The sequence below is a fragment of the Sporosarcina ureae genome, from assembly GCF_029267015.1.
Lineage (GTDB): Bacteria > Bacillota > Bacilli > Bacillales_A > Planococcaceae > Sporosarcina > Sporosarcina ureae_D.
Genome location: NZ_JARIEA010000034.1, coordinates 1 through 12,541, shown reverse-complemented (window position 1 = coordinate 12,541; position 12,541 = coordinate 1). Strand labels below are relative to the sequence as shown.

General features: G+C 39.9%; 13 protein-coding genes. 7 read left to right on the top strand and 6 right to left on the bottom strand.

Annotated elements, in window-relative coordinates; translation table 11 throughout:
* A partial coding sequence (locus Q7P97_RS05035) for an S-layer homology domain-containing protein (protein WP_303967433.1) occupies window positions 1-941 on the bottom strand: 941 nt, incomplete at its 3' end.
* Between the two features lie 360 nt (window positions 942-1,301).
* Here Q7P97_RS05035 and Q7P97_RS05030 point away from each other — a divergent pair.
* The 3 genes from Q7P97_RS05030 (at window position 1,302) to Q7P97_RS05020 (ending at window position 3,838) form a co-directional block, all read left to right on the top strand.
* Window positions 1,302-1,778, top strand: coding sequence for a VanZ family protein (locus Q7P97_RS05030; RefSeq protein WP_303967431.1), 477 nt, complete (start codon window positions 1,302-1,304; stop codon window positions 1,776-1,778).
* Between the two features lie 91 nt (window positions 1,779-1,869).
* Complete coding sequence (locus Q7P97_RS05025) at window positions 1,870-2,169, top strand: hypothetical protein (protein WP_085428313.1); 300 nt, start codon at window positions 1,870-1,872, stop codon at window positions 2,167-2,169.
* A gap of 256 nt (window positions 2,170-2,425) precedes the next feature.
* Window positions 2,426-3,838 carry a GGDEF domain-containing protein gene (locus Q7P97_RS05020; protein ID WP_303967428.1) on the top strand — a complete coding sequence of 471 codons (1,413 nt, stop codon included), beginning with the start codon at window positions 2,426-2,428 and terminating at the stop codon, window positions 3,836-3,838.
* A gap of 126 nt (window positions 3,839-3,964) precedes the next feature.
* Here Q7P97_RS05020 and Q7P97_RS05015 read toward each other — a convergent pair whose 3' ends face one another.
* Window positions 3,965-4,546 (bottom strand): LysM peptidoglycan-binding and 3D domain-containing protein, encoded by a 582-nt coding sequence (locus Q7P97_RS05015; RefSeq protein ID WP_303967426.1) that lies wholly within the window; start codon window positions 4,544-4,546, stop codon window positions 3,965-3,967.
* 273 nt (window positions 4,547-4,819) lie between these two features.
* On the opposite strand from Q7P97_RS05015, the gene Q7P97_RS05010 reads away from it, so the two are divergent.
* Together Q7P97_RS05010 and mgtE are read left to right on the top strand one after the other, a co-directional pair.
* Window positions 4,820-5,419, top strand: a complete 600-nt coding sequence (locus Q7P97_RS05010) for a general stress protein (protein WP_303967424.1) — start codon at window positions 4,820-4,822, stop codon at window positions 5,417-5,419.
* Between the two features lie 129 nt (window positions 5,420-5,548).
* Window positions 5,549-6,907 (top strand): magnesium transporter, encoded by a 1,359-nt coding sequence (gene mgtE / locus Q7P97_RS05005; protein ID WP_303967421.1) that lies wholly within the window; start codon window positions 5,549-5,551, stop codon window positions 6,905-6,907.
* A gap of 167 nt (window positions 6,908-7,074) precedes the next feature.
* Here mgtE and Q7P97_RS05000 read toward each other — a convergent pair whose 3' ends face one another.
* Window positions 7,075-7,197 (bottom strand): hypothetical protein, encoded by a 123-nt coding sequence (locus tag Q7P97_RS05000; protein WP_255396870.1) that lies wholly within the window; start codon window positions 7,195-7,197, stop codon window positions 7,075-7,077.
* A 103-nt stretch (window positions 7,198-7,300) separates the two neighbouring features.
* Between Q7P97_RS05000 and Q7P97_RS04995 the strand changes: the two genes are divergently transcribed.
* Complete coding sequence (locus Q7P97_RS04995; RefSeq protein WP_303967417.1) at window positions 7,301-7,666, top strand: DUF2188 domain-containing protein; 366 nt, start codon at window positions 7,301-7,303, stop codon at window positions 7,664-7,666.
* A gap of 44 nt (window positions 7,667-7,710) precedes the next feature.
* Here Q7P97_RS04995 and Q7P97_RS04990 read toward each other — a convergent pair whose 3' ends face one another.
* The gene (locus Q7P97_RS04990; protein ID WP_303967414.1) at window positions 7,711-8,274 is read right to left on the bottom strand and encodes a DUF488 domain-containing protein; all 564 of its coding nucleotides are present in this window, start codon (window positions 8,272-8,274) and stop codon (window positions 7,711-7,713) included.
* A 162-nt stretch (window positions 8,275-8,436) separates the two neighbouring features.
* Here Q7P97_RS04990 and Q7P97_RS04985 point away from each other — a divergent pair, with 162 nt between their 5' ends.
* Complete coding sequence (locus tag Q7P97_RS04985) at window positions 8,437-9,342, top strand: diacylglycerol/lipid kinase family protein (protein ID WP_369684244.1); 906 nt, start codon at window positions 8,437-8,439, stop codon at window positions 9,340-9,342.
* Window positions 9,343-9,380: 38 nt separating this feature from the next.
* On the opposite strand, the gene Q7P97_RS04980 is transcribed toward Q7P97_RS04985, so the two are convergent.
* Window positions 9,381-10,580 (bottom strand): NAD(P)/FAD-dependent oxidoreductase, encoded by a 1,200-nt coding sequence (locus tag Q7P97_RS04980; RefSeq protein ID WP_303967410.1) that lies wholly within the window; start codon window positions 10,578-10,580, stop codon window positions 9,381-9,383.
* Between the two features lie 141 nt (window positions 10,581-10,721).
* Window positions 10,722-11,984, bottom strand: coding sequence for a group II intron reverse transcriptase/maturase (gene ltrA / locus Q7P97_RS04975; RefSeq protein WP_303967408.1), 1,263 nt, complete (start codon window positions 11,982-11,984; stop codon window positions 10,722-10,724).
* Between the last annotated feature and the right edge of the window lie 557 nt (window positions 11,985-12,541).

Sequence of the window (12,541 nt, the reverse complement as noted above, 5' to 3'; positions counted from 1 at the left end):
TCGTCTTCTCCTTCAACTTTTGATTTAGTCGTCAAGTTAAGAGTCATTTCTTTACCCGACGTTAGTTCGTTTTTTAATTCGATTGTCGCTTTAGTACCGTCTTCATTCGCTTTGAATGAAGCCAGTTCATTTCCTTCAATCTTTAGTTGTTCTGCTTTTAACGTGTGTAAGTTCTTACCTACTAATTCAAGTTCTTTTTCGCCAGTCGCTGTTACAGAAGTGATTTCAGATACTGCTGGAGCTTCTGGTTCTTCAGTTCCAGGTACTTCAACTTGAATAGTTTTATATAGGAATGAAGCAAACTGTCCACGTGTTGTTGTTTCTTTTGGTCTGAAGTTTGGCGCAGCTGGGTTTGTGATGTCGAAGAAGTCGAGTACGTCAATTGCCGTACGTGCCTCAGCTTTTGCTTTGTTCAAATCTACTACATCTCTATCAAATTTTTGTTCTTGAACATATGTTAGTAAGCTTGTCTTGTTGACTGAATCGTACGCACGAACCAATACAACCGCCATGTTTTCACGTGTAATCGATCCTGCCGCACCTAATGATCCGTCTTCATACCCTCTGAATACATCGTTATCTTTAACGATTGCAGCAGATTGTAATAGATCATCATTGGACTTGGAAGTTAAATCCGTGAAACGTGGATTCGTTTTATAGTCTGTTGGAATTGAGTAACCTTTAGATACAAGCCATTTTCCCATTAACTTTACTACGTCAGAACGCGTTAAAGTTTTATTAGGCTTGAATGAACCATCTGGGTAACCATTGATAACACCTGCTGCTGCTAGTGCATCAATCGCTTCCTTGTGTGAGTTCGTGTCGACTACGTCATTGAAGTCTGCTGCACTGACAACTGGTGCCACTGCTGATGCTACTAATGCCGCTGATGCTACACCTGTTAGATACTTGCTGTACTTCTTTTTTGTTTGTGATTTCATTAAATAATTTCCTCCTCATAATTTTGTAGAAACGCTAATGCTGGTTGGTTGCAGAGCAGCAAAATACCACTCTCCTTATCTTATACCCTCTTTATACTAAAGTAATCATTGAGACTACCAGAATAAATAACAGGATCTTGGAAAGAGTGATTACTAGCTACCCGCCTTAAATATTAACATACCTTTCCTGAGTTGGTAATGGGAAATATAGGATGCATCGAAGAGATTGTGGAATTACCAATCATTAGGAACTATACATCTTCCATGTTACATATTGATTACAACTGTGTAACTGTGTTCATATAAATTGAAATATAGCTCACCTGCATCATCCATCGCTTTTCGTGATACAATTCCAATATGAAAAAATTACTAGCATTTCTTATATTCACTAGCCTATTAATCGGACTGGCGATCTCATCCAGTCAGACGTACGAACAGCAATCTCTAGTTTCTACATTACAAGAGATATTGCCAAATGAGCCAGGTAAAACCACCTTGTCTACTCTAGAATTCTCCTATTGGAATCGAACTATTTCTATTGAAGAACGTGGATATTATCATTTTGTAGAATTTTTGATTAGAAAATCTACACACTTCTTCGTATTTGGTTTTTTAGCCTTAGTCATATACTGGCTCTTACCAAAAAGAAAGGGGCGCTTACTACTAGCCGCCTTTTTCACTTTCCTTTTGGCTTGTGCTGATGAACTTCATCAGTACTTTACAGGAGGAAGGACTGCAACGATGCAAGATGTGTATTTAGACATGACTGGTGCTATAGTCTTCCTTCTAGTTTTGACTTGTGCTCGTCTGATCAATCGCCTACGCAAAAGGTAGTTCTATAGAATTATTTTGGTTTATTGTATTTCTTATCTTTTTATGAGCATACTAATCTGTGCTATGATATCGCGAAATAGGAGGTTATCTAATGCATAACTCGAGCGATCAGCTAATTCTATCGCTTAGCTATATTTCAGTTCAACGGGTCGTAGATCGCGTGGAACAAACTACACAAAAAACGTATCATTCCATCTGTCTTTTCCAAGATCGTATCACCACTTCTTCTAGAACATTTCTTTTGAAGCATGTATTCGACCTATCCTACAGACCATTTTCCGGACACACGGGATTATTTTATCTTCATACGAATGAAGGTGTGTTTACATTTGAGATTGAAGAAGAACCAGAATACTTTATTTCATTATTTAAACAGATTCAGTCAAACTAAGAAATTATATTGAATAAACCAACGTCCTATTTCATATTTTGAATTAGGACGTTTATACTTTTAAGATATCGGGTATAAACAACTATCGACTATATATAAAAAAGACACTATTGATAGAATATTCATCGAATATGTAATATTTCAATACACTTTTAAAGTAATTAGATGATATAATAGTATTAATAATTTATATCATCCATTAAATCCTTTGAACTATAATCGATACTATTACTTCCTATTATGGAGGAGGGCAACTATGAACAGGGAACATGAGATAACTGCCATTTCTACGGGCATTGATCATGCGTTGAACACGGGTAAGTATTATGAAGCAATCGAACTTGCAACTCAGTTATTAAATAAAGCTGAATCACATTCTATAGATGAAGTGATTTTAACCGCACATTACATTTTAGCTTCCACGTATTACTACATTGGCAATTTCGAAAAAGTTCTTTACCATATTGAAAAACATCACGCATACTGTCTATTGAATGGAAACAAATCTGATTGGATGCGTTCATATTATCTACAATATCTTGTTAGTCAGTTTGCTTCGGATTACGATAGAGGCGAGCGAGTGTTAAATGATATGCTCTCGAGCGCACTTGATTTAAAAGATCACACGCACATTAGCATGGCGTATGGCAGACTAAGCCACATACACAACAAAAAAGGTGAATATGAACAAGCGTTAGAATATGCAAGTCTTGGATTACGCTATGCTCAGTCAGGAGAAGCGGAAAGAGAACTATACTTAATCCAAGCGCATTTATTTCTAATGGAATCAGCTTTAAATTTACAGGACGCTCACTTAGCCCTAAATAGTATTAACTATGTGAGCGATTTATCCGATCTATCCAACTGTCCTCGCGAGAAAGTTTTTTATAAATTTTTGAAAGCAAGAGTTCATGAATTATTAGACGAGCCCGAAATCGCTTTTCACTATTATACAAGCGCAAAAGAAAATGATGGTTTGTTGAATGATTATGCCTCATTAAAAGACATACAGCAAAAGAGAATTGAATTAGCTGAAAAAATTTGTGACTTTGATGAACTGGCTATCATCCAAAAAGAATATATTGAATTACTACATGAAATGGAGCATATAAGTTGGGTTAAAGCAGCACTCGAACTACAAATCCGCTTACAAAGCGCTTCATGCAAAACAAAAGAGAATATAGATTACTTATCGGGCCTTTTTAACAGAAGGTATTTGGAAGAAACTACTGATTTGAAGCTAAAAGAGGCATTAAAAACTAGAAGTTCCGTTGTCTGTATAGCTTTTGATATAGACAATCTTAAATCTATTAATGATACGTTTGGTCATCTCATGGGAGACGAAGCGATTAAATTTGTCGCGCATACTTGTTCTAATGAAATAAGAAAAGAGGATTTATTAGGACGGTTTGGCGGAGATGAGTTCGTTTTGGTCATGCAAGATATCTCTTTAGAAGATGCTAAGAGAAAAGCTAATTTACTGGCCGAAAAAGTCATGACACTATCAGCCAACTCGGATATTTTACCCATTCCTTTAACTATAAGCATTGGTTTAGGTGATAATACGATGCATAATGTACAAAGTTTTAAGGATTTATTCCATTTAGCCGATCTCGCTCTTTATCAAGCGAAGAAGAACGGGAAAAATCAAGTTATGACGTATGTATAACATTAGCAAAGAGCTCTTCAAAAGGATTAATATTTATAGTTTTAAATAATAGGAGTACTCCTTAATATATTTTTTAAAACAAAAAAGCTCACAATGGCATAACTGCTAATGTGAGCTTTCGATTTATTAGTTCAATACTTTTACTTTTACATTTTTACGTCCCCATTGGTAAGCACGTGATTTATTTGGAATGAATACGTCGATTTTCTTACCTTTGATAGCACCGCCAGTATCTCCAGCGATTGCATATCCGTACCCTTCAACGTGAACTTTTGTTCCTAATTTAATAACTCGTGGATCTACCGCGATTACTTTTAAATTCGGGTTTTTTCGCAAGTTCAATCCTGTGCGTGTAATACCTGAACATCCATTACAATGAGCTGTATAAGCAGTTGCGCTTACCATAAGTTCTTTAGATACACTCGCTCCGTTTGAACGGGATGGTGTGTTTTGTTTCTTTGGTGTGCTAGCAGCCACTTTAGAAGACTTCACCAAACGCAATTTTTGATTTGGATAGATAACTGTTGATTTCAAGTTATTCCATTGCTTGATATTAGAGACCGACACTTTATGTTGTTGAGAGATTTTATATAGTGTGTCACCTTTTTTTACTGTATGAACTGATGCTGCAGCGGATGTTTCGTTTATTCCGCTTGTGAATACTGTGATTAACATGGCTACTGTCAATGCAAATAATAACTTCTTCAATATGCCACCCCTAACGATTTAATAGCCTTAGCTTACCAAGTTTATATTACAGTTTGATTACAGAGCTGAAACAATACGATGACAACCGTAAGTCGAATGTTACAATTATCGTGTTTTCCGTATGAATTAAAAGTTTATTTAGGTATTTACTCATGAAAATAGTATTACATTTTGATACCTGATCGGATTTGTATGTTTTGTATGAGCCACAATGGGTAGGTTTATCAATAGTATATGAATAATAATATATTTAATTGAAGGAGGAGCTCTCTTATGAAGAAACGACATGTAGTGGGAACGTACGACACGGACAGAGAAGCAATTGCAGCTATCGAAAACCTTAAGCATTTTGGATTTACTGCAGATGAAATCTCTATCATTAGTAAAGACCCTGATCAGTCAGAGTATGTAGTTGAACAAACAGAGACTCACGCTACTGAAGGAGCAGCAACCGGTGCCGCTACTGGTGGTTTGATTGGTGGATTCGGAGGGATCTTGACGGGTATTGGGGCTCTAGCTATTCCAGGCGTTGGTCCAATCATTGCAGCAGGTCCTATCGTGGCAGGTATTACAGGTGCCGCGGCGGGAGCAGGTATAGGGGGTCTTGCTGGAGCTTTAATCGGCATGGGAATACCTGAAGAAGAAGCCCACCGTTACAATGAACATTTTGAATACGGTAAGATATTAGTTCTAATTGATTCAGACCTTTATGATCCAGTTACACATACGCATTCAACCGATTCAACTGTTGAACATACGCATACACATGTAAATACAGAATCTAGTCCACTGATTGATCCGAACCCATTTGCTAAGGACCACAGTTATGATCCATTAACAGATCCAAAACCAGCTAATAAAGATCACTTATAATAATTCACCTAAAAAAGTCTCTTAGGAGGCTTTTTTTATTGTACATATTGAGTAAATTGGTTTCTATCCTACTATATAAGGGAAAGTATGAAGTACAATAACTATTTATAAACAAGTGAGGTGCGCTTGATGCCAGTGACCCGTGATCAAGACGACGTTTCACGAGCGATTATACAACTGATCAAAGATGGCAATATGGAGTCTTTAAAAAAAGCTATTGACGAAATGAAGCCTGAAGAAGTGGCTGATCAGTATAAACGATTGCCCCGAAAACGTCATACTGTGTATTTAGAAGTATTGGATAAAGATAAACTAATTCAAATGCTGGCTTTTTTATCAAAAAGTGAACAACTGAGAGTACTTGAATTAGTAGGTCCCATTCGTTCTACAGAACTTTTAGACGAAATGAAAAGTGATGATTTATCCTATCTATTATCTGATCTTCCAGACAAACAAGTGGAGAAACTGATAGCTAAAATGCGTCAAGAAGAAAAAAAGAATATCCGTAAGCGCCGAAAGTACCCAAAAGATTCTGCTGGACGAATTATGATAACAAGCTATGTGTGGATACATCAGTCCTATTCCGTTGAGAAAACGATTGAAAAGCTCAAGCATTACGAAGCATTTGCTCACTACTTGAACTACGTGTATATCATTAATGACGAAAAACAATTAATTGGTGTGCTGTCATATCGCGATTTATTACTCGCGGAGGCAGATGTTTGTGTAACGGAAATTATGGAAACAGGTGTGGCAAAAGTTCTCGATACAACTGATCAAGGTGATGTGGCCAAAATGATCGGACGCTATGACTTTGTATCACTACCTGTCGTGAATGAACAAGATGTGTTAGTTGGAATTATTCGTACGGATGAAGTACTCGATTTAGTTGTTAGAGAAGCAAATAAAGACATAGAAATGTTATTTGCTTCTGGTAAATCCATCGACTTCAATACAAAACCACTTATAGCTGCCTACCGCAGACTCCCCTGGCTCATTCTGTTGCTGTTTATCGGATTGGTTTCGGGAAGTATCATATCTAAATTCGAAGACACACTTAACGCCGTGGTAGCTCTTGCGTTCTTTATGCCGATGATTGCAGGTATGACAGGCAATACAGGTACACAGTCCCTAGCAGTCGTAGTGCGTGGGCTTGTGTCTGAAGATATGACCATGAAAAGATCACTTCATTTAATTTTCCGGGAGCTAATTGTTGGAATCATATTAGGTGTAGTGTGTGGTGCCTTAATTTCAGTGATTGCTTATATATGGCAAGGCAGTTTTACACTTGGATTAGTAGTTGGCTCTTCTTTAGTCGTCACACTAATTATCGGAACGATTGCAGGTACTGTCATTCCGTTGTTTCTTAATAAATTCAAAGTAGACCCTGCAGTCGCTTCAGGTCCTTTGATTACAACTATTAATGATATATTATCATTGTTGATTTATTTCGGTATTGCGACCATGTTTATTTCAAAACTAATGTAATTGAATATTCTGATTAGTGCGTATAAAACAAAATGAAATAGCATAATATAATGTAATGAAAGGTTCGTGTAAGGTGTTTGTAATATATCTCAGTTTCATGCCAAAGACTACAGATAGATGACATTTTTCACAGTTTGATGATTTGCGTTTATTACGTTTTTGATAGGTTATACTACTAGTAACAGCAACTGCACAAATGGATTTGGGTTGAAGTTTGGTGCAGCTGGATTTGTGATAGCGAAGAAGTAAAGTCGAATAGTTTGTACCGCTTCGTCGAAGAGCGTGTACATAATCAAAGCTCCGCGGCCATGGGTTGACCGCGGAGCTTTGTTTTTATTTTGCTGTTTATATTTGATGACAAAAGGGAATTTGTGAAACAGGAGGTGTTTACAGATGCCATGGAGTAAAAGTAATTATCCTACTTCACTGAAGAACCTAGATTCTAAAGTGCGAGAGAAAGCCATTGAAATTGCCAACGCGTTGTTGGATGAAAACTATTCTGAAGAGCGCGCGATTTCCATTGCGACGGCTAAAGCACATGAGTATGTAGAAGGCAAAAGCGAAGGTCGTCCTCACTATGAAGTGAAACCACGAGAGAATGAGTGGGTTTTTCGTAAGACCGGAAGTGACCATGTGATGTTCAAAGAAGATACTAAATCAACATTGCTCGAAAAAGCTAAAAAATATGCCAATGAACACAATGGTATTTTAAATGTCTTCCACGCAGACGGTTCGCATGACAAAACATTATATGAATAACTGTAAAAACTCAGTGCCCTTATATTAAGTAAAGGGCACTGAGTTCATGTTTCATCACTAGGCTCTGGAGGATACGTCACTACCCCATCGTCTAACACAATCGGTTCAGCTCCCCACTTCCCTACTTCGTGATCTTCAATTAGCGTTTTTTCCTTAGGTCCATCAATAATATGTTTTACATTCCACCCATGTGTAGCAAGCCAATTACTAATTAATAAGCGATGGCACCTTGCGGGATGACGCTCTGAACAACATATTGCGACACGTTTTACTGAAGCTTCTTTCATCAATTCGTCGATTCCTTCTTGGAATTTAGGTGTTAACGTGTAATCTGCATAATTGTGGAAAGATTGATTATTCCATCCTTCATTGACTTCATTATCAATAGTTTTGGATTTCCTTCTACGGCCTCCCAATTTTCCACAATGTCGATAGGCAATGTCATGCGCGGGTAACCATTCTTTCATTCGATCCTCATGGAAATGTGGGAATTTGCGACTGCCGGGAAATGCACGAACGTCCACTAGCTTCTTAATACCGGCATCATCCAATAACTTTAAAAACTCTTCTTCCGTATGTGTGGAATGCCCAACTGTATAAATTTCCATAACTACTCACTCCTTATATTTCTACTATTCCCTCGGATTCAACTATAATAACCTGCTTTCCGTTTTTGCTACCTACTACTCTTTGCAGCACAATAAAAGCACGGGCTCTTCGTCTCCTAGTTTCTACATCTGAAATTCGGGAAAAGATATAGTAAAAAGGAAGTGAAGACTGTGCTTTATTTCAAACGAGCATTGTTTATATATAACTGTTCCGCCGGAGAAGATGACATGGCACAAAAGCTTTCTGAAACGCTCCACATATTTGCGCAAGCAGTCGACGAACTCATTGTACTGAATACAGCTTCTGAAGAAGAACTCCAACAAGCCTGTGTGAAATATAGTGATCAAGTCGACTTGTTCATTATACTCGGTGGTGATGGTACTGTTCATACATGCATTAACAGTATTGCGTCACTCTCTGCACGACCGATCATAGCCATATTGCCTGGTGGTACGTCAAATGATTTTAGTCGATCTTTAGGTATCCCCCAGCCACTGAATGAAGCAGCCACTGAATTACTTAACGGATCAATCATCGAAACAGATGTCGGCAAAGTGGGTGAGAGCTACTTCATGAACTTTTGGGGCATCGGCTTAGTTACTGAGACGTCAGAAAACATTAAGCCCGAAGAGAAGAAACGTTTTGGTTCAATTAGTTACGTGCTCAGTACATTGCGCACTCTCAAACAAACAAAACCTTTCCATTATAAAATTCGATCTACTAACACGGAATTAGAAGGCGAAGCCATTTTATTGTTTGTACTTAATGGGCGCTTTATTGGTACAACCGAGTTACCTATCGCGCCATTGTCTCCATTTGATGGCAAATTAGATCTACTGATTGTAAAAGACACTAACTTCGCTGCCTTTAAAGAACTTTTTGCATTACAAGATCCTCTCATCGAAAATGAACAACTAGCTGAACTTGAATATATACAAATAGAGTCTCTAGAAATAATAGATCCTATTGGGAGTAAGGTAGATATGGACGGGGAAATTTATGAAGAAACTACACAGAGTATCACTGTATTACCTGGCCATTTACAAATGATACAAGTTAATAGTTAGTAAAAAGGTAGCCGGAGATTGGTTCTCCAGCTACCTTATCAGCGTTCTATTTCCAATATCGGTTCATTCGAATTCGCTATACCCGCCAATTCATCACGCAGTAAATAGGCTCCGAGCATGCTATACACCGTTCCGTTACCACCGAGTCCAATTAAATAATAGATATGTGGTTCAAATGGATGGCGGCCGATTACTGGCAATTCATCTGTCGATTCACCGAACAGCGCAGTCCATTCGTATTCAAAGTCCAGTTTCTGATTCGGAAACAAGTCTTGTAATTCCTGTTTTAATTGTGAAAATTTCTGATCTATCGCTTCTTGTGAGTCAGGTAGTGTGTCCATATTCTGATCCAAACCGCCCGCCACGATTCGATTTTCATCTGTTAAGCGCATATATAAATAAGGTCGTTTCGTTTCCCAAATCATCATACGGTCATGCCAGAATGACAAATCATCGATTGGCTGAGTAGCAATTGCATACGTCACTTTTAAGTCTTTCTGAGGGATCGACATATCGGGAGTCGGTGCATAACCCGTCGTGACAATAACAGACTTTGCCTGAAATTCTCCATCTGTCGTTTTTATTAGTACGCGTTCTTCGGTATCCTGAATTCCCAACACTTCAGTATGTTCAAATATGTCCATACCCTTTTCATACGCATAGTGGATTGCACCCATGCATAAACGTAGAGGGTTTACTTCCGCATCCCCTTCTGTCACAATCGCAGCTGGTTGGGAAAATGGAAAGTGCGCTTCAATATCTTCTGGCTCCCAATACTCTACAGGGAAATCATATTTCTGTAATGCTTCGAACTCCTTGCGCAATCTTGCTACATCTTCTTCCGTACTCGCATAATATAAGCTTTCACGCGTATGGAAATTTACATCAAACGGTGCATGTTCCGCTACGTCTTTCAAATTCTTCATCGCTTCTTTGCAGCCTTTATAAAACTCCACAGCCTTCTCTTCACCAATTTGCTCCATCAGTTCGTGTAACATAATATCATTGGAGAATTGCAATAACCCGGTATTGGCAGACGTACTTCCTCCACCTACGTCTTCTTGTTCAATCAATACAATAGAGTAGCCTTCATTCGACAAAACGTACGAAGTGAGTGCACCTGACATCCCACCGCCTACTATCGCCACGTCATACAACTCTTTACGCTCCGTTTTCGGAAAACCTTCTTTTTCAAATGTCGATTCCCAATATAATGATCCTGTATGTAACTTCATCATGAGCTATCCCCTGTCTAATCGTTTTTACTCTATTTACCCACTTAGACAGGTCGGATAAACATAGACAATCGAGTAGGAGGGAGTGATTAACTCCCGTCCTCTCACACCACCGTACGTACCGTTCGGTATACGGCGGTTCAATCAAGATGAATAACGTAGAGCTTCATAACGACCCATCAGACTTTTGAGCCCTTGGGAACTCCAATAGGAGTTCCCAAGGGTTCTATGCAGTATGGGGCTACTTGAAATACGCCAGTAACTCTTACGAGTATTTCCCCACTCATAGGCCTGTCCTTTCGATACGCCTAATCCAATGAGTTTTCTCACCTTTGTACGCGGCTTCTTCCAAGCTTTCCATACACACATGCGTAATCTTCTTCGAATCCATGCTTCAACTGTTTTGAACATACTCGGGGTATCTGCCAGCGCAAAGTACCCACACCAGCCCATAAGGTACTGGTTCAGTTTCTCAATCCGGTAAGACAGCGGGTAAGGTTTCTTCCGAGACGTGATCTCACGGATTTTACTCTTCATCCGTTTGATACTCTCTTTCGCAATCCGGACTTTCGGCTCTTTACCGCTGGTAAAGCTGAATCCAAGGAATTTCCGTCTCCACGGACGGCCTACTTCAGACTTCTTCTCGTTTACCTTCAGTCTCAATTTCTGTTCGATGAAGGACGTGACGGAGTCCATGACCCGTTGACCTGCTCTTTCTGTTTTTACATAGATATTGCAGTCATCGGCATAGCGCACAAACCGGTGACCCCTTCTTTCCAACTCCTTGTCCAATTCGTCTAAGACGATGTTGGATAGGAGCGGGCTGAGAGGGCCGCCTTGCGGTGTTCCTTCTTCACCGTCCGTTACCACACCATGAATCATGACGCCTGATTTCAGGTATCTTCGAATTAGTTTCAGCAGACACTTATCCTCGATTCGCTTCGCCAGAGTTCCCATGAGCCGGTCATGGTTTACTTTGTCGAAGAATTTCTCCAAGTCGATGTCGACCACCCAGCGATATCCTTCCGTCAGATAACCCTTTGCTTCTCGAACCGCGTCATGTGCGCTCCGTCTTGGACGGAATCCATAACTATGGTCAGAGAAAGTCGGGTCATACAGGACATTCAGGACCTGGGCAATCGCCTGTTGAATGAAACGGTCCATTACGGTAGGGATGCCAAGAAGCCGTACACCGCCGTCAGGTTTCGGGATTTCGACCCTGCGGACTGGCTGCGGTTCGTAGGTTCCCTTGAGAAGTTCCTGCTTTAGCGAGTCCCAATGTTCCATGATATGTCTTCGTAGGTTTTGTACGGGCATTTCATCCACACCGTGGCTGCCTTTGTTTCGTTCCACTCTTTTCAGGGCGGTCAGCAGGTTCTCCCGTGATAAGATTCGTTCCATCAACATGCGTTACACCTCTCTACGTAAACAACGTTTCTTCTTATGCCAGTCTCTGCTCCACCATCTTGAAGTCCCCAGCGGGATTCACCGCGTCCTCCTTCAAGTATGCCTATCGGTTCTCTGTGTTCCATACAGAGGACTGAATGCCAAGACGTTGTTCTCTCTCAATTGTTCGGCCCTTCCCATTCGTTCTCGAGATCGAATAGTACTATGGCTTCTGCTGACTTCTGACGGTTCAGCTGTCTATCACTAGGCAGGTTACCAAGTGTACTTGGCGTGTCCGTCAGACCTCCCCAGGTAAGAACGCAGTCTTTCCCTCCACCTATCTGCTTCATTTACTCGATGCAACCTTCGGCAGAAAGGGCTTTGTTTTGTTTTGCAAACTCACCCAATTGCATCTAGCCTTATATGAAGTTCGTGTTCCTCAGACCGGAGGTTTGCCGCTCGCTTCCTTCAGATTCCGCGTCACCACGGACACCCTTGCGTTAAGCTAACTGTTACTTCCGCCTTCACAGTTCGGGACTTGCACCCTATAGACTGCGCCCATGCTGGGCGCACAAAAA